The organism is Roseicella frigidaeris (assembly GCF_003258945.1).
Lineage (GTDB): Bacteria > Pseudomonadota > Alphaproteobacteria > Acetobacterales > Acetobacteraceae > Paracraurococcus > Paracraurococcus frigidaeris.
In genome coordinates this window covers 59,032-75,699 of record NZ_QLIX01000011.1, presented here as the reverse complement: position 1 = coordinate 75,699, position 16,668 = coordinate 59,032, and the positions used below count along the sequence as shown (strand labels likewise).

The following is a 16,668-nucleotide window of genomic DNA, read 5'->3' as shown; positions in this document are numbered from 1 at the left end:
GGCAAGCCGGAGGGTTGCGCCCGGCGTGTGAGAGGCAGGAGGGTGAAACCGTCCTGCGCGTGGTCTCAGTTGATGGCGACGGGCCCCGGGCGGCGGACCAGCACGGTGTCGTCGCGGCGGCTGATCTCGATCTGCTCGGCCGGCGCATCCGGCCCGCGCGGCGCCGAGAGCAGGACGCTCTGCCCCGCGGCGAGGCGGGTCTCGAGCCGCAGTGGCGCCGCATCCGGCACCGCCAGGGTGACGACCACGCGATACCCCTCCGGCTCGACGGTGTAGTAGGCGATGCCGGCAGCCTCGCCGAGCGCGATGCGGCGGGCCTCGATGGGCTTCAGCTCCTGGGCCGGGGCAGGCGCGGCGGCGGCGAGGGCCAGCCCGGCCGCCAGGAGGGTGGAACGGAGGATCATCGTCGGGAAACCTTCATCAGGGGCCCGGTTGGTTCGGGCGTTGCCGTCCAAATGGTCCCGCGCGGGCCATCAGTCCAACCGATTGGATCGATCATGGCTATCGACCACGCCAATCTCGCCCGGCTCGACCTGAACCTGCTGGTGGCGCTCGACGCGCTGCTCACCGAGGGCAGCGTGACCCGGGCGGCGGCGCGGATCGGCCTCGGCCAGTCGGCGATGAGCCACAACCTGGCCCGGCTGCGCCGGCTGTTCGGCGACGAGCTGCTGACGCGCGGGCCGCGGGGGATGCAGCCGACGCCGCGCGCCCTGGCGCTGGCCGAGCCGCTGCGGGCGACCCTGGCGCGCATCGAGGCCCTGGTCTCGCGCGAGGAGCGCTTCGATCCGCGCACCGCCGCCCGCACCTTCCGCATCGGCCTGCCCGACAGCGCCGAGGTGCTGCTCGCCTCCGCCCTGCTGGCGCAGCTCACGGCGGCGGCGCCGGGCATCCATCTGCGGCTGCACAACATCGATTCGGCACGGCTCCTCGACGACCTCGACGCCGACCGGCTCGACCTCGCCATCGGCCTCGGCGAGTTCGCCGCCGGCCAGGCGCACCACAAGCGCCGGCAGCTCATGACCGAGCCCTATCTCTGCATGTTCGATGCGGGGCGGACCGGCCTCGTGCCGCCGATCTCGCTCGAGGACTATGTCCGCCTGCCGCATGTGCTCACCAGCCTGCGCGAGGGCGAGCGCGGCGTGGTCGACGATGCGCTGGCCGCGCTGGGGCTGCGGCGCAGCGTGGTGCTGACGACGCCGCGCTTCCTCGCCGTGCCCTATCTGGTCGCCCGCGCGCCGGTCGTCGTCACCATGCTCGGGCGGCTCGCCCGCTTCTTCGCCGCCGAGCTCGGGCTGAGCCTCAGCCCGCCGCCGGTCGCGCTGCCGGATGTCGCAGTCTCGCTGCTCTGGCATGCCTCCTATGACGCGGACCCGGCGCATGCCTGGCTGCGCCGGCAGATCCTGTACATCGCCCGGGAGGTCGCGGCCGGCTGATGCCGGCGCCGCAGCCCGCCCGGAGCGGCGAGGCCGGCACCGCCGCAGCGGAATTCCCGCCGCCCCCGGCACCGGCTCCCCGCCGGCCCTGCCCGCACTTCCCGAAGACAAGGTCAAATATTCTTCATTGAAGGCCCACGGGAATATTGCTGCAATCCCATAGCGCCAGCCACTTCTTTCAATGCATGGCGTAACGTCCAAAATGGGAGGGGAAGAGTGTCAATATTCAGGACACCATCCAGACCGTGCCTGTCCCGCGCTTCGTTCTCGGCCGCCTTGCTTTGCCTGGGCCTGACCGCCATCCCCGCCGCGGCGCAGCAGAACGCGCCCGCGGCGCGGCTGGACGATGCCCGCCTGCGGAACGCGGCGGCCGAGCCGGCGAACTGGCCGACGATCGGCGGCACCTATGACGAGCAGCGCTACAGCCCGCTCGAGCAGATCAACGCCGACACCATCAAGGACCTGAAGCTCGCCTGGTACGGCGATTTCGACACCAGCCGCGGCCAGGAGGCGACGCCGCTGGTGATCGACGGCGTGCTCTACACCAGCACCGCCTGGTCGAAGGTCTATGCCTACGACGCCAAGACCGGCAAGCGGCTCTGGGTCTTCGATCCCGAGGTGCCGGGCGCCAAGGGTCAGGATGCCTGCTGCGACGTGGTCAACCGTGGCCTCGCCGCCTTCAACGGCAAGATCTATGTCGGCGCGCTGGACGGCCGGCTGATCGCCATCGACATGAAGACCGGCCGGCAGGTCTGGTCGACGCAGACCACCGACACCAGCCGGCCCTACACCATCACCGGCGCGCCCCGCATCGTCAAAGGCAAGGTGCTGATCGGCAATGGCGGCGCCGAGCTCGGGGTCCGCGGCTACGTCGGCGCCTATGATGCGGAGACGGGCAAGCAGGCCTGGCGGTTCTATTTCACGCCCAATCCGGAGAACAAGCCGGACGGCGCCGCCTCCGACAGCATCCTGATGAGCCAGGCCTATCAGAGCTGGGGCGACGGCGTCTGGAAGCAGACCGGCGGCGGCGGCACGGCCTGGGACGCGATCGTCTACGACGTCGAGCAGAACCAGGTGCTGGTCGGCACCGGCAACGGCTCCCCCTGGGTGTTCGAGACGCGCAACGGCAAGGGCGGCAACGGCGACAACCTCTTCCTCTCCTCGATCGTCGCCCTCGACCCCGATACCGGCGCCTACAAATGGCACTACCAGGAGACGCCCGGCGAGGAATGGGACTTCACCTCGGTCCAGCCGATCATCCTGGCCAACATGACCATCGCCGGCACGCCGCGGAAGGTGCTGCTGCACGCGCCGAAGAACGGCTTCTTCTACGTCATCGACCGCAGCAACGGCCGGCTGCTCTCGGCGAAGAACTTCACCAAGGTGAACTGGGCCGCCGGCATCGACATCGAATCCGGCCGGCCGATCGAGTATCCGGAAGCCCGCTACAGCAACCATGGGCGCGAGTTCATGGCGCAGCCGGCGGCCTTCGGCTCGCACAACTGGCACCCGATGTCCTTCAGCCCCAAGACCCAGCTCGTCTACATCCCGGTGCAGGAGAACCCGCTCGGCTACAAGAAGGACCCGAATTTCGTCTACCGGCCGCAGCCCGGCGTCTGGAACATGGCCAACGGCTCGACGGCCCTGACCAATACCGGGCCGCGCAACGAGCCCGAGCGCATCCAGCTCTCGCAATGGAACAAGGGCGCGCTGGTCGCCTGGAACCCGGCGACGCAGAGCCAGGCCTGGCGCGTCCAGCACCCCTCCATGGGCGCGGGCGGCGTGCTCTCGACCGCCGGCAACCTGGTCTTCCAGGGCACGCCGGACGGCGTCTTCCATGCCTACCGGGCCGATAACGGGCTGCATCTCTGGCAGTTCGAGGGGCATAACGGCATCATCGCCGGCGCCATGACCTATCAGGTGGAGGGCGAGCAGTATGTCGCCGTCCTCGCCGGCTTCGGCGGCTCGAACGGGCTGAACGTGCCCTATATCGACGGCGCCAAGGCGGGACAGGGCCGCATCCTGGTCTTCAAGCTGAACGGCACCGCCGCGCTGCCGCCCTACAGGCCCGAGCACCGGCCGCCCACCCTCGTCCCGGCCGCCACCTGGACCGAGGCGGCGGTGCGCGAGGGCGAGGCGCAATACGGCAATTGCGTGCTGTGCCACGGCTTCTCGGCGATCTCGCTCGGCGTCGTGCCGGACCTGCGCCGCTCGCCGGCCATCGCCGATCCGCAGGCCTTCCGCGCCGTGGTCCTCGGCGGCATCCTCGAGCCGCGCGGCATGCCCAACATGACCGGGCGGATGACCGAGGAGCAGGTGGAGCAGGTCCGCGCCTTCGTCGCCTCCCGCGCCCGCCAGCTCGCCGAGGACGAGGCGGTGCGGGCGAAGGTGACGCGGTAGCGGGGCCGCGCGCGCGGGATCGGCCCCCGGCGCGCGCCTCTCCCGGCACGGCCACCGTGCCGGGAGGCTGCTCGAGCGCGGTCGCGGTCAGAAGATGCCCATCGCCAGCCCGGCCGCCAGCGCCGCGCCCAGCTCCTCGCAGCGCCGCAGCTCCTCCGCCGGCAGGTGCTTCTCCGCCAGGATCGCCTCCGGCGCCTGCGCCGCGGTGCAGACCAGCACCGGCGCCGCCACCTCGCGCAGGCGCCAGCCGGTGGCGATGCGCGCCATCTGCCGCAACGCGCCCTGGCCGTCGCTGCCGGCGCAGACCATCCGCGCATAGGGGCGGCCGTTCAGCCGGTCGAGCACCGGGTAGTAGCACCGGTCGAAGAACTCCTTCATCGCTCCCGAGAGCGCCGCCAAGTTCTCGGGCGCGGCGAAGAGGTAGCCGCCGGCGGCGAGCAGGTCCCCGGGCCCCGCCGCCTCCGCCGGCAGCAGCCGCGCCGGCGCCGCCTCGGCCGCCGCCCCGCGCGCCGCCGCCTCGGCCATCCGCCGGGTGCCGCCGGTGCGGGAATGATAGACGATCAGCAGCCCCGCCATGCACGCCCGCCCCTGCCCTCTCCGCGCCGAAGATGGGGTGGCGCGGCGGGCCCGGCATCCCCCGCCCCGCACCGCCGGCCTTGCCAGATGGCGCCGCGGCTGCTCCAAAGCGCCCCCTTCCCCCATCCGCGGACCGGCATGCGCCCCGTCATCGGCATCGATTTCGGCACCACCAACAGCGTCGTCGCGGCCCTGCGGCCGGATGGCCGCGTGGCCACGCTCGACCATGCGGCGGGCGCCGTCTTCCGCTCCGTGCTCTGCCTCTGGCAGGCGGCGCAGGGCGGCACCGCGCTGGCCGCCGGGCCGGCGGCGATCGAGGCCTATCTGGACGACCCGCTGGCCAGCCGGCTCATCATGTCGATGAAGAGCTACCTGGCGCAGCGCAGCTTCCGCGAGACCCGCATCCATGGCCGCGGCTGGACGCTGGAGGCGCTGGTGGCCGCCTTCCTGCGCGCCCTGCTCGCGCCCTTCGCGGCCGAGCTGGCCGATGCCCGCATCGTGGTCGGCCGCCCGGTGCAGTTCGCCGGCGAGACGGCGGATGACGGCTTCGGCGAGGCGCGGCTGCGCGCCGCCTTCGCCGCCGCCGGCCTGCCGGAGGTGATGGTGGCGCTGGAGCCGGCGGCGGCCGGGCACCGCTTCGCCGCCGGGCTGGGCCAGGCGGCCACCGTGCTGGTCGGCGATTTCGGCGGCGGCACCAGCGACATCTCCCTCCTCCGCTTCGAGCCGGGGCCGCCGCGGCGCGTCACCCCGCTCGGCCATGCCGGGCTCGGCCTCGCCGGCGACGCGCTCGACTACCGCATCATCGACCATGCCGTCTCGCCGCTGCTCGGCAAGGGCGGCACCTACACGGTGATGGGCAAGCCGATGCCGATCCCGGTCGGCTGGTATCTCGGCTTCGCGCAATGGCACCGCCTCTCCCTCATGCGGGCGCCGCGGGTGCTGGCCGATATCCGCGAGGTGGCCCGCACCGCCGAGGCGCCGGAGCGGCTGCACCACCTGCTGCAATTGATCGAGGAGGAGGCGGGCTATGCGCTCTATCGCGCCGTCTCCGGGGTGAAGGCGGCGCTCTCGGGCGCCGAGGAGGCGGTGCTCGACTTCCGGCACGAGGGCTTCGCGGTGCGGCGGGCGATCGCCCGGTCCGAGTTCGAGCGCTGGATCGCCCCCGAGCTGGCCCGGATGGATGCGGCGGTGACGGCGGCCCTGGCCGCGGCCGGGCTGGCGGAGGGGGCGGTGGACCGGGTCTTCCTCACCGGCGGCACGGCGCTGGTGCCGGCGGTGCGGCGGCTCTTCGAGGCGCGCTTCGGCGCGGACCGCCTCGCCGGCGGCGGCGAGTTCGTCTCGGTGGCGGAGGGGCTGGCGCTGATCGGGGCGGAGGCGGGCTGACCGCAGCGGGCATGGCGCTTGCTACCCTCCCCGGGTGAACCCCAGCGGAGGATCAGCCCATGTCCAGCCCCGAGGCCGACATCTACGCCGCGCGCGGCTATGGCAGCCGGCCGCTCGGCTTCGGCGCCAGGCCGGGCCTGGTCGTGGTCGATTTCCAGCGCGGCTTCACCGAGGCGGGCTTCCCGATGGGCGGGGCGCCCATGGTCGATGCCGCGGTGCGCAACACGGTGCCGCTGATCGCCGCGGCGAAGCGGGCCGGGCTGCCGGTGATCGCCTGCGTCAACGGCTATGACAGCCCGCGCGCCGCGCCGCACTGGAAGGCGGCGCCGGTCTTCGACCTGCTGCAGGGCAGCCCGGCGGTGGAGCTCGACCCGCGCATCGCCGCCGCCGGGCCGGATGTGGTGCTGATGAAGACCGCGCCCTCGATCTTCTTCGCCACCCCGGCCGCCGCCATCCTGACGAAGGAGCGGGTGGACACGGTGATCGTCGCCGGCTGCATCACCTCGGGCTGCGTCCGGGCCAGCGTGATCGACGCCTTCTCGCTTGGCTTCCGGGTGATGGTGCCGGAGGATTGCGTCGGCGACCACGACCCCGTCGCGCATGCGCAGAACCTGAAGGATGTGGAGCGGCGTTATGCCGATGTGATCGACGCCGCCGCCTGCCTCGACGCCATCGAGCGCTGGCGGGCGGCCAACGACCGGGAGGGGTGACGATGCCGAAAGAGATCCTCTGCGCCTTCAGCATCCATTGCGACGCCGTGGCCGGCTGGCTCGGCAGCTACATGGGCGAGGACAGCCCGGGCGACATCAGCCGCGGTGTCTTCGCCGCCGAGGTCGGCATGCCGCGCATCCTGCGGCTCTTCGAGCGCTTCGGGCTGACGCAGTCCTGGTTCATCCCCGGCCACACCATCGAATCCTTCCCGAAGGAGACCGAGATGGTGGCGAAGGCCGGGCATGAGATCGGCCTGCATGGCTACAGCCACGAGAACCCGCTGGCCCTCTCCCGCGCCCAGGAGGAGGCGATCTTCGACCGCTGCATCGGGCTGATCGAGCGGCATTGGGGCCGCAAGCCGGTGGGCTATGTCGCGCCCTGGTGGGAGGTGAGCGCGACCTCGATCGAGATCCTGGTCGAGCGCGGCATCGCCTATGACCACAGCCTGATGCACCATGACTGCCAGCCCTACTACGTCCGCACCGGCGATGCCTGGGTGCCGATCGACTACGCCCGGCCGGCCGAGAGCTGGATGCGGCCCTTCACCAAGGGCAGGCTCACCAACCTCGTCGAGATCCCGGCCTCCTGGTATCTCGACGATCTGCCGCCGATGATGTTCATCAAGAAATTCCCGAACAGCCACGGCTATGTCTCGCCGCACCAGCTCGAGCAGATCTGGCGCGACCATTTCGACTTCATCTACCGCGAATACGACTATGCCGTGGTGCCGATGACCATCCACCCGGATGTCTCCGGCCGGCCGCAGGTGCTGCTGATGCTGGAGCGGCTGATCGCGCACATGCTGAAGCATCCGGGCGTGCGCTTCGTCACGCTCGAGGACATGGCGGCGGATTTCCGCCGCCGCAGCCCCGCCCCCGCCGCCTGACCGGCGCGGGGGGCGGCCGCGGCCGCGGCTATTCCGCTGCGGCCGGCAGCGCCTCCGGCGGCGCATAGGCGCGGATCGGCGGCAGGTTGCCGGTGAAGCGCTCCACCTCCACGGTGGTGAGCTGGCCGGTGCAGCCCTGGGCGAGGCGCGAGGTGCCGACATCGCGCGTCAGCACGTTCGGGTTGCCGTGCACGCAGAGCGGCCGGTCCTCCGCCGGGTCTTCCGGGTCGTACCAGGCGCCGGTCGGCAGGTTGACGACGTCCGGCATCACCGCCTCGCTCAGCTCCGCCGCGGCGAGGCAGGCGCCGCGGGCGTTGAACAGCCGCACGATGTCGCCCTGGCGGATGCCGCGCGCCGCCGCGTCCGTCGGGTGGATGCGCATCACCTCCCGCCCGCGATGCTTGCGCTCCTGGCTGTGGCCGCCGAAATCGAGCTGGCTGTGCAGCCGCGTGGCCGGCTGGTTGGCGACGAGGCGGAGCGGCGCCCCCGGCCCCGGCACGTCGCTCGGCGCCAGCCAGGCGGGATGGCCGGGGCAGTCATCATAGCCGAAGCCGGCGATGGTGGCGGAGTGGAGCTCGATCCGGCCGCTCGGCGTCGGCAGGGGCGCGCCCTCCGGGTCCTCGCGGAAGGCGCGCAGCATGCCGCCGGTATCCGGCCCCTCCGGCAGCGGCAGCAGGCCCTGCTGCCAGAACTCCTCGAATTCCGGCGCCGCGAAGCCCTTGTCACGCAGGTCCTGGGCGGTGCGGTCGTAGAGGTGGCGCAGCCAGTCGCGGGCGCTGCGGCCTTCGGTGAACTCCTGCTCGCGGCCGAGCCGGCGGGCGAGGTCGGTGAAGATCGCGTAGTCGTCGCGCGCCGCGGCGAAGGGCGCGGCGAGCTGCTTCATCGCGACCATCACCGGGTCGGTCTGGCTGCTGCCGATATCCTCGCGCTCCAGCGTCATCGTCACCGGCAACACGATGTCGGCATGACGCGCCGTCGCGGTCCAGGCCAGCTCGTGCACCACCAGCGTCTCGATGCGGCGGAAGGCCTGGCGCAGGCGGTTGAGGTCCTGGTGGTGGTGGAAGGGGTTGCCGCCGGCCCAGTAGACCAGCCCGATCTCCGGATAGGTCAGGCGCTGGCCGTTGTAGTCGTAGCCCTCGCCCGGATGCAGCAGCATGTCGGCGATGCGGGCGACCGGGATATAGGCGCCGACGCGGTTGCGCCCCTGCGGCAGCGCCGCGGTGGAGACCAGGTTCATCCGCCGCCCGGTATGGCCGAGCGCGCCGAGCGCATAGGTGTAGCCGCCGCCGGGCAGGCCGATCTGCCCCAGCATGGCGGCGAGCGCGATGCCGGCCCAGACCGGCTGCTCGCCATGCTCGGCCCGCTGCAGCGCATGCGCGACCGTGACCAGCACCCGCTTGCCGGGCAGGCGATGGGCGAGCGCGGTGATCCGCTCGGCCGGGATGCCGGTGATGCCGGCGGCCCAGGCGGCATCCTTGGGCTGGCCGTCCTCGCGGCCGAACAGATAGGCCTCCAGCTCCGGCCAGCCGGTGGCGTAGCGGTCGAGGAAGGCGCGGTCGTGCAGCCCGGCGGCGGCCAGCGTGTGCATCAGCGCCAGCATCAGCGCCGTGTCGGTGTTCGGCGTGAGCGGCAGCCACTCCGCCTTCGCCTCCTCGGGCATGTCGTCGCGCAGCGGTCCGATCAGGACGAAGGCGCAGCCGCGCGCCGCGGCCGCCGCCATCGAGCCGCGCTCGATATGCCGGCTGATGCCGCCGCCCGCGACCATGCTGTTCTTCAGCGCCATGCCGCCGAAGGCGAGCACGATCTCGGACTGCGCCGCCACCTGCTCCCAGGAGACGTTGCGGCGGCTGATCTCCTCCATCGGCCCCAGCACATGCGGCAGGATGACGTTGGAGGCGCCGGCCGAGTAGCTGTTGACGCTGCGGACATAGCCGCCCACCGCCGTGTTCAGGAAGCGGTGCACCTGGCTCTGCGCATGGTGGAAGCGCCCGGCCGAGGACCAGCCATAGGAGCCGCCGAAGATGCGCTGCATCGGCACCCGCCGCAGCTCCGCCGCCACCAGGTCGAGGGCGCGATCCCAGGAGACGGGGACGAACTCGTCCCGGCCGCGGCGCGGATCGGCGCCCGGGCCATTCTCCAGCCAGCCGCGCCGCACCATGGGCTGGGCGATGCGCGCCTCGTGCCGCAGCGCCTCGGGGAAATTCTGCAGGATCCGGTTCGGGTCCGGGTCCTCCGGATGCGGCCGGACCACCAGCCGCCCCCCCTGCCAGGCGGCGGAGAACACGCCCCAATGCGCGCTGTGCGGCCGGAATTCCGTATCGCCCTCTGCACCCGTCATGCGCTCCATGCCCCTTCCCGTCACACGGCCTGGCAGATCCCGGGATGCTAGAGACGATCGACGCCGGCGGGAATACCCGAGTGACGGCATCGGATGCGCCGGGCGCCGATCCGCCCCGCGACGGCGCCCGGTGCCGTCGCGGGGCGACGGCTCAGCCCGCCGGCTTGTCGAGCTCGGCGAAGACCTCCATCGCCGCCCGCACCGCGGCGACGGCGGTCGGCACGCCGGCATAGACGCCGACATGCAGGAAGATCTCCTTCAGCTCCTCCCGCGTCAGGCCGTTGTTCAGCCCCATGCGGATATGCGACTTCAGCTCCTCGGTCCGCCCCAGCGCCGTCAGGACCGAGATGGTAATGGTGCTGCGCGTCACCCTCTCCAGCCCCGGCCGGTTCCACACCGCGCCGAAGCAGTGCTCGAAGAGGAATTGCCGCAGGTCGCGCGTCATCTCGTGCTGCGCGGCCTCGTCCATCGCCTTCTGCGCGACGGCCGGGCCGCGCATCTCGAACCAGACCTCCTTGCCGGCCTGGAAGAAGGCGTTCTCGTCGAAATCGAGCCTGCTCATGGTCGTCTCCCTCAGCGCCCCTGGAAATCCGGCAGCCGCCGCTCGGCGGAGGCCCGGACGCCCTCCTGGAAATCCGCGGTCTTGCGCAGCCAGTCCTGCTCCACCAGCTCGCGCTCCGTCGCCTGCTCCACCGCATCGGCCAGGCCGCGGCGCAGCGTCTCGCGCGTCGCCAGCAGGCCGAGCGGGGAGGATTGCGCGATCTCGGTGGCCAGCGCCGCCGCCGCCTGCCGCAGCTCGGCCTGCGGCACGAGCTGGTCGGCGAGGCCGAGCCGCACCGCCTCCTCGCCGTTGATCCGCCGCCCGGTGTAGAAAAGCAGCGCCGCCTGCTGCGGCCCGACCAGCCGCGGCAGCGTCGCCGTCAGGCCGAAGCCGGGATGGAAGCCGAGCCGGGTGAAATTGGCGCTGAACCGCCCCTCGGGGCAGGTGATGCGGAAATCCGCCATGCAGGCGAGGCCGAGCCCGCCGCCGATCGCCGGACCCTGCACCGCGGCGATGATCGGCTTGCGGGTGCGGAACAGGCGCAGCGCCTCCTTGTAGAGATGCCGCCCCGGCCGCTGGTCGCCGACATCGCGGCGGGAGAAGTCGGCGCCGGCGCAGAAGGCCTTGCCCTGGGCCACCAGCAGCAGGGCGCGCACGCCGGGATCGGCATCGGCCGCCTCGAAGGCGGTGGCGATCTCCTCGATCAGCGTGATGTCGAAGAAATTGTTCGGCGGCCGCTGGATCTCGACGGTGGTGACGGCACCGCCTTCGAAGACGCCGATGCTGGTGAAGGCCATGGGACCTCGCTCTGGTTCTGGCCCCGGGGCTGCCCTCTGGGGGTCGCTTGGGGGTGGCTGCGGGTCATCGTGGGGGGATTGCGGCGCCGCTCGCGCCCTGCGGCCAGCGAGGCGGCATCGCCGCGACCTGCCACGGCCCTTCCGGCCCGTCCCCTCCCGAAGGCCGCGCCGCGCCGCAGGGCGGCCGGGCGACGGCGCGAGGCTAACCCGTGATCGCCATGGCTGGGAACACCCCCGGCACCATTGCGCGCCGCGCCGCGGGGGCGCAGGAATTGCCGGGCAAGGGCAAGACGCATCCGGACGAGACGCGGTGCCCGCAGCACAGGGAGAGACGGCCATGGACGGGCTGCCCAACAGCCAATTCCGCCATATCGAGGTCAACCCGATCGCCGGCGCCCTCGGCGCCGAGGTCAGCGGCGTCGATCTCGCCGGCGACATCCCGGCCGAGGTGCAGGCCGAGTTGCGCCAGGCCCTGCTCGACAACCTGGTGATCTTCTTCCGCGACCAGCGGCTGACGCCGGCGACGCAGCTCGCCTTCGCGCGCCGCTGGGGCGAGATCCACCTGCACCCCTACATGGCCGGGATGGAGGACTACCCGGAGGTGCTGGAGATCGTGAAGACGCCGGCCGACAAGAAGAATTTCGGCGGCTCCTGGCATTCCGACCAGGCCTTCACCGCGAAGCCCGCCATGGGCACCATCCTCTATGGCGTCGAGATCCCCTCGGCCGGCGGCGACACGCTCTGGACCAACCAGTACCTCGCCTACGAGGCGCTCTCGCCCGGCCTGCGGCGGATGCTGGACGGGCTGAAAGGCGTCTATCGCGGCGACAATTTCAGCAGCCATGACGGCAAGACGCGGCGCGAATTCTACGCCGACAAGCTGTCCATGAAGGTGATCGACCCGGGCGACACCCAGACCGTCTCCACCCATCCGCTGATCCGCACCCATCCCGAGACCGGGCGGCGCGCGCTCTATGTCGGCGGCCACCTGCACCGTTTCGAGGACATGACCGAGGCGGAGAGCAAGCCGCTGATCGAGTTCCTGACCCAGCATTCGACACGGCCGGAATTCACCTGCCGCTTCCGCTGGCGCAGTGGCTCCCTCGCCTTCTGGGACAATCGCTGCACAATGCATTTCGCCATCAACGACTATCCGGCGGAGACGCGCATCATGCACCGCGTCACCATCTGCGGCGACGCGCCCGTCTAGAGCATCCTCACCCGTTCGAGTGTTTCCACTCGAACGGGATCCGCTCTAGCCCTCGCCCGCCGTGCCGAAGAGCCGCGCCTTTGCCCATTCGCGCAGGCTCTGCACGGCGATGTAGAGAACCGGGATCATCAGCAGGCCGAGCAGCGTGCCGAGCAGCAGCCCGCCGAAGAGCGTCATGCCGATCGATTGCCGGCTCGCCGCCCCGGCGCCGCTGGCGAGCACCAGCGGCACGACGCCGAGGATCGAGCTGACCGCGGTCATGACGAGCGGCCGGAAGCGCTGGCTGGTCGCCTCCCTCGCGGCATCGACGATGCCCATGCCCGCCTCGCGCCGCTCCTTGGCGAATTCCACGATGAGGATGGCATTCTTGGCGGCGAGGCCGATCAGCAGCAGCAGCCCGATCTGCACATAGAGATCGACCGCCATGCCGGCGAGGGCGAGGCTGCCGAGCGCGCCCAGCACGGCGATGGCGACCGAGAGCATGACGGCGATCGGCACGCTCCAGCTCTCGTACTGGGCGACGAGGAAGAGATAGGTGAAGACGATGCCGACGATGATGATCAGGATCGTCTCGGCGCCCGCCTGCCGCTCCTGCAGCGCGAGGCCGGTCCATTCGAAGCCGAAGCCGGCCGGCAGGCTCTCGCGCGCCAGCGTCTCCATGCGGTCCAGCGCGGCGCCGCTGCTGGTCCCCGCGGCGGCCTGGCCGTTGATGGCGACGGCGGGGAAGAGGTTGTAGCGATTGATGGCATTGGCGCCGAGCACGCTCGAGGCGGCGAGGACGGTGCGGAGCGGCACCAGCTCGCCGGTGCCGTTCCGGACATGCAGGCGCTCGATATCGGCGGCGCGGCCGCGGAAGCGCGGCTCGTCCTGGATGCGGACCTGGAACACCCGGTCCTGGTAGTTGAAGTCATCGACATAGGCCGAGCCGAGATGCGCCTGCAGCGCCTGGAAGATCGCGTCCGGCTGCAGGTTGAGCAGCTCTGCGCGGCGGCGATCGATGCGCAGGTAGATCTGCGGCGTGTCCGCCCGGAAGGTGCTGAACACGCCGGTCAGCTCCGGCGCCTGGTTCGCCTTCACGATCAGCCCGCGCATCGCCTCGGCAAGTTGCTCGGCGCCCTGCCCGGCGCGCGCCTGCAGGCGCATGTCGAAGCCCCCGGTGGTGCCGAGGCCGAGGATGGCCGGCGGCACGAAGGCCACGGCCGTCGCCGCGGTCAGCGTCGCGAAGCGGGCCCGGACATGCCCGAGGATGCCATCGAGGCGCTCCGCCGCGCCGGTTCGCTCCCGCCAGGGTCGCAGCGAGGCGATGACCATGCCGGAATCCGAGCCGCCGCCGCCGACCATGCTGGTGCCGGCGATGCCGATGACACCGGCGACGCCCGGCGTCTCGCGCAGGATGCCGACCACCTCGCCGAGCGCCGCATCCGTCCGCTCGAGCGAGGCGGCGCTCGGCAGCTGCACGTTCACGAAGACATAGCCGAGATCCTCGGAGGGGATGAAGGCGGTGGGCAACTGGCGGAACAGCCCGAATACGCCGAGCAGCACCGCCGCCGTCACCGCCCCGGTGACCAGGAACCGGGTCCCGAACCGGACCAGCAGGCCGAGATAGCCCTGCCGCGACCATTCCAGCGCCCGGTCGAAGCCGGCGAGCAGCCGGAGCCGCGCCCTGCCCGGTCGCCGCAGCAGGATGACGCAGAGGGCGGGGCTGAGGGTCAGCGCATTGATCGTCGAGAGCACGATCGTCGCCATGATCGTCACCGCGAATTGGCCATAGAGCCGGCCGGTGACGCCGGAGATGAAGCCGATCGGCAGGAACAGCGCCGCGAGCACCAGCGTCGTCACGACGATCGGTGCGGTGACCTGGCGCATCGTGGCCAGCGTGGCCTCGACCGCATCGAGCCCCTGCTCGCGCATCAGCCGCTGCACGCCCTCGACCACGATGATGGCATCGTCCACGACGAGGCTGATGGCCAGGACGACGGCGAAGAGCGTGATGGTGTTGGCCGAGAAGCCGAGCCCGTAGAGGATGACGAAGCCGCCGAGCAGGGAGACCGGGATCGTCAGCATCGGGATGAGCGTGGCGCGCCAGTCCTGCAGGAAGACATAGGTGACGAGGACGACGAGCAGGAAGGTGATCCCGAGCGTCACCGCGATCTCGCGGATCGTCTCGCTGACGAAGGCGGTGGTGTCGAAGACGACGGTCTCGGCCAGGTCGTCCGGGAACTGGCCGGAGGCGCGCTCCAGCTCGGCCCGGACCGCCCTGGCGACGTTCATGGCATTGGCATCGGGCGCGGCGTAGATCACGACGGTGGCGCTTGGCTGGCCGTTGAAGCGGGAGCGGATGTCGTAGGATTGCGCGCCGAGCTCGATGCGCGCCACGTCGCGCAGGCTGACGACGGCGCCGTCGGGATTGGTACGGAGGACGATGTCGCCGAACTCCTCCGGCGTCTCCAGCCGGCCCCGCGCCATGATGGTGAGCTGCAGCTCCTGCCCCGCCGGCGCCGGGGCCGAGCCGATCAGCCCCGCGGCCGCCTGGGCATTGTGCGCGCGGATGGCCGCCGTGACATCGGAGGCGGTGATCCCAAGCGCCTGCATGCGGTCCGGGTCCATCCAGACCCGCATGCTGTAGACCGGGCCGAAGATGCCAACCTCGCCGACGCCAGGGACCCGCGCGATGGCGTCGCGCAGGTTCACCGAGGCGTAGTTGCTGATGAAGGTCTCGTCATGCGTGCCGCGCGGCGCATAGACCGCGATGCCCATCAGCATGCTGGTCGAGCGGCTGCGGACGGAGACACCGGTCTGCGTGACCGCCGGCGGCAGCCGCGCCGTGGCCAGCGCGACGCGGTTCTGCACGTTCACCTGGGCGATCGCCGGATCGGTGCCGACCCGGAAGGTGACCGTCAGCGAATAGGCGCCGTTGTTGCCGCTGGAGGACGCCATGTAGAGCATGTCGTCGACGCCGTTCACCTGCTCCTCGATCGGCGCGCCGACGCTGTTCATCAGCACTTCGGCGCTGGCGCCGGGATAGCTGGCGCTGACCTGGATCTCCGGCGGGGTGATGGGCGGGAATTGCGCGACCGGGATCAGCCCGAGCGCGATCAGCCCGGCGAGGCCGGTGACCACGGCGATGACCATGGCGAAGCGTGGCCGCCGGACGAAGAGCGCGGAGATCATGGGCGCGCGGCGCCCTCGGCAGGATTCGGCGCGGCGGGCACCGCCCTCACCGTGGCGCCCGGCCGGGCATTCTGCAGGCCCTGGACGATCAGCCGCTCGCCGCCCTGCAGCCCCTCCTCCACCACCCAGTCCTGGCCGAGCTGGGCGCCGACGCGGATCCGTCGCAGCACCACCTTGTCATTGTCATCGACCAGCAGCACGAAGCGCCCCTCGCGGTCGAGCTGGACGGCGCCGAGGCGCACCACGGGGCGCTCGCGCGGCGTCGCCGGCTGGATGGAGACGGTGGCGAACTGGCCGGGAACCAGGATGCCCTCGGGATTCGGGAAGCGCGCCCGCACGGGAATGGTGCCGGTGCGGGGATCGAATTCATTGCCGAGAAACTCGATCTGGCCGGGATGCGGATAAGCCTGGCCGGAGGAGAGGATCAGCCTCGGCACGAAATCGGCCTTCCGCTGCTCCTCTGTCGCCCCGGCGCGGAAATCCAGGATGCTTTGGTCGCTCACCGAGAAGACCACCCGGATCGGATCGACCTGCACGACGCGCGCGAGCGCGCCGGAGGAGGGCGAAACGAGGCTGCCCACGGCGAAGCTCGTATGGCCGATCCGCCCCTCGATCGGCGAGCGGATCGTGGCATAGCTGAGACTCAGCTCGGCCTGCCGCAGGCTGGCCTCGGCCGAGAGGACATTGGCGCGGCCGCGGTCGCGCGCCGCCAGGGATTCCTCGAGCGAGGCTTGCGACACCGTCTGCGACCGGCGCAGCTCCTGGTTGCGTTGGAAGCGGGCCTCCGCGTCGCGCAGATCGGCCTGCGCCGCCGCGAGACTGGCCTGCGCCGCCGAGAGCGCCGCCTCATAGCCGGCGCTCTCGATCTGGAAGAGCACCTGGTCCTGCTGGACCAATTGCCCCTCCGCGAAGCCGCGCGCTTCGAGAAAGCCCTCGACGCGGGAGCGGATATCGACCGCGTTGATCGCCTCGACGCGGCCGAGGAAATCCTTGCCCGGCGCGACATTCTCGACCGCCACGGGGGTGACGCTCACCACCGGCGCCGGCACCTGGGCCAGCGCGCGGCAGGCGACGAGCAACAGGATCAGGGCGATGGACAGCAGCGGGCGGCAACGAGCAGGGCGGAGTGCGGCGTGCATCGACGGGCTCCGGGATCGGTTCAGAATTTCACGTCCGATCCGGGGCCACAACCCGCATAGCGAGCGGCACGCCGATGCCGGCG

The 16,668-nt window shown here is 71.4% G+C and carries 13 protein-coding genes; 6 read left to right on the top strand and 7 right to left on the bottom strand.

The window, feature by feature from the left end; all coding sequences use genetic code 11:
* Positions 1–65: 65 nt before the first annotated feature.
* Entirely contained in the window at positions 66–404 is a 339-nt protein-coding gene (locus DOO78_RS15410; RefSeq protein WP_111470750.1) for a hypothetical protein, read from the bottom strand.
* Positions 405–497: 93 nt separating this feature from the next.
* Between DOO78_RS15410 and DOO78_RS15405 the strand changes: the two genes are divergently transcribed.
* Both DOO78_RS15405 and DOO78_RS15400 read left to right on the top strand, forming a co-directional pair.
* Positions 498–1,433 carry a LysR family transcriptional regulator gene (locus DOO78_RS15405; RefSeq protein ID WP_111470749.1) on the top strand — a complete coding sequence of 312 codons (936 nt, stop codon included), beginning with the start codon at positions 498–500 and terminating at the stop codon, positions 1,431–1,433.
* A 276-nt stretch (positions 1,434–1,709) separates the two neighbouring features.
* Positions 1,710–3,833: a PQQ-dependent dehydrogenase, methanol/ethanol family gene (locus tag DOO78_RS15400; protein WP_207802921.1), complete on the top strand. Its 2,124-nt coding sequence runs from the start codon at positions 1,710–1,712 to the stop codon at positions 3,831–3,833.
* Positions 3,834–3,920: 87 nt separating this feature from the next.
* On the opposite strand, the gene DOO78_RS15395 is transcribed toward DOO78_RS15400, so the two are convergent.
* A complete protein-coding gene (locus tag DOO78_RS15395; protein ID WP_111470748.1) occupies positions 3,921–4,409 on the bottom strand; it encodes a flavodoxin family protein in 489 nt (162 codons plus the stop codon).
* Between the two features lie 138 nt (positions 4,410–4,547).
* Between DOO78_RS15395 and DOO78_RS15390 the strand changes: the two genes are divergently transcribed.
* From DOO78_RS15390 to DOO78_RS15380, 3 genes are read left to right on the top strand one after another with little or no spacing between them, the layout of a single operon-like run.
* Positions 4,548–5,792, top strand: a complete 1,245-nt coding sequence (locus DOO78_RS15390; protein ID WP_111470817.1) for an Hsp70 family protein — start codon at positions 4,548–4,550, stop codon at positions 5,790–5,792.
* 59 nt (positions 5,793–5,851) lie between these two features.
* Entirely contained in the window at positions 5,852–6,502 is a 651-nt protein-coding gene (locus tag DOO78_RS15385) for an isochorismatase family protein (protein ID WP_111470747.1), read from the top strand.
* A gap of 2 nt (positions 6,503–6,504) precedes the next feature.
* Complete coding sequence (locus tag DOO78_RS15380; RefSeq protein WP_111470746.1) at positions 6,505–7,389, top strand: polysaccharide deacetylase family protein; 885 nt, start codon at positions 6,505–6,507, stop codon at positions 7,387–7,389.
* Positions 7,390–7,417: 28 nt separating this feature from the next.
* Here the strand turns inward: DOO78_RS15380 and DOO78_RS15375 are convergent, their stop codons facing one another.
* From DOO78_RS15375 to DOO78_RS15365, 3 genes are all read right to left on the bottom strand, one after another.
* Complete coding sequence (locus tag DOO78_RS15375) at positions 7,418–9,736, bottom strand: molybdopterin guanine dinucleotide-containing S/N-oxide reductase (RefSeq protein ID WP_111470745.1); 2,319 nt, start codon at positions 9,734–9,736, stop codon at positions 7,418–7,420.
* Between the two features lie 142 nt (positions 9,737–9,878).
* On the bottom strand, positions 9,879–10,289 hold the full coding sequence (locus DOO78_RS15370; RefSeq protein ID WP_111470744.1) for a carboxymuconolactone decarboxylase family protein: 411 nt from the start codon (positions 10,287–10,289) through the stop codon (positions 9,879–9,881).
* An 11-nt stretch (positions 10,290–10,300) separates the two neighbouring features.
* Positions 10,301–11,065 (bottom strand): enoyl-CoA hydratase/isomerase family protein, encoded by a 765-nt coding sequence (locus tag DOO78_RS15365; RefSeq protein WP_111470743.1) that lies wholly within the window; start codon positions 11,063–11,065, stop codon positions 10,301–10,303.
* Positions 11,066–11,402: 337 nt separating this feature from the next.
* Here DOO78_RS15365 and DOO78_RS15360 point away from each other — a divergent pair, with 337 nt between their 5' ends.
* Complete coding sequence (locus DOO78_RS15360) at positions 11,403–12,275, top strand: TauD/TfdA dioxygenase family protein (protein ID WP_111470742.1); 873 nt, start codon at positions 11,403–11,405, stop codon at positions 12,273–12,275.
* A 45-nt stretch (positions 12,276–12,320) separates the two neighbouring features.
* Here the strand turns inward: DOO78_RS15360 and DOO78_RS15355 are convergent, their stop codons facing one another.
* Positions 12,321–15,446: an efflux RND transporter permease subunit gene (locus DOO78_RS15355; RefSeq protein WP_111470741.1), complete on the bottom strand. Its 3,126-nt coding sequence runs from the start codon at positions 15,444–15,446 to the stop codon at positions 12,321–12,323.
* Positions 15,443–16,585 (bottom strand): efflux RND transporter periplasmic adaptor subunit, encoded by a 1,143-nt coding sequence (locus tag DOO78_RS15350; RefSeq protein ID WP_111470740.1) that lies wholly within the window; start codon positions 16,583–16,585, stop codon positions 15,443–15,445. The genes DOO78_RS15355 and DOO78_RS15350 overlap by 4 nt, the downstream gene beginning before the upstream one ends.
* Positions 16,586–16,668 lie beyond the last annotated feature (83 nt).

Excerpts from the sequence above, each read along its gene's own strand:
- DOO78_RS15410 (WP_111470750.1), bottom strand. The coding sequence starts at position 404 with ATGATCCTCCGTTCCACCCTCCTGGCGGCCGGGCTGGCCCTCGCCGCC.
- DOO78_RS15405 (WP_111470749.1), top strand. The coding sequence starts at position 498 with ATGGCTATCGACCACGCCAATCTCGCCCGGCTCGACCTGAACCTGCTG.
- DOO78_RS15395 (WP_111470748.1), bottom strand. The coding sequence starts at position 4,409 with ATGGCGGGGCTGCTGATCGTCTATCATTCCCGCACCGGCGGCACCCGG.
- DOO78_RS15390 (WP_111470817.1), top strand. The coding sequence starts at position 4,548 with ATGCGCCCCGTCATCGGCATCGATTTCGGCACCACCAACAGCGTCGTC.
- DOO78_RS15385 (WP_111470747.1), top strand. The coding sequence starts at position 5,852 with ATGTCCAGCCCCGAGGCCGACATCTACGCCGCGCGCGGCTATGGCAGC.
- DOO78_RS15380 (WP_111470746.1), top strand. The coding sequence starts at position 6,505 with ATGCCGAAAGAGATCCTCTGCGCCTTCAGCATCCATTGCGACGCCGTG.
- DOO78_RS15375 (WP_111470745.1), bottom strand. The coding sequence starts at position 9,736 with ATGGAGCGCATGACGGGTGCAGAGGGCGATACGGAATTCCGGCCGCAC.
- DOO78_RS15370 (WP_111470744.1), bottom strand. The coding sequence starts at position 10,289 with ATGAGCAGGCTCGATTTCGACGAGAACGCCTTCTTCCAGGCCGGCAAG.
- DOO78_RS15365 (WP_111470743.1), bottom strand. The coding sequence starts at position 11,065 with ATGGCCTTCACCAGCATCGGCGTCTTCGAAGGCGGTGCCGTCACCACC.
- DOO78_RS15360 (WP_111470742.1), top strand. The coding sequence starts at position 11,403 with ATGGACGGGCTGCCCAACAGCCAATTCCGCCATATCGAGGTCAACCCG.
- DOO78_RS15355 (WP_111470741.1), bottom strand. The coding sequence starts at position 15,446 with ATGATCTCCGCGCTCTTCGTCCGGCGGCCACGCTTCGCCATGGTCATC.
- DOO78_RS15350 (WP_111470740.1), bottom strand. The coding sequence starts at position 16,585 with ATGCACGCCGCACTCCGCCCTGCTCGTTGCCGCCCGCTGCTGTCCATC.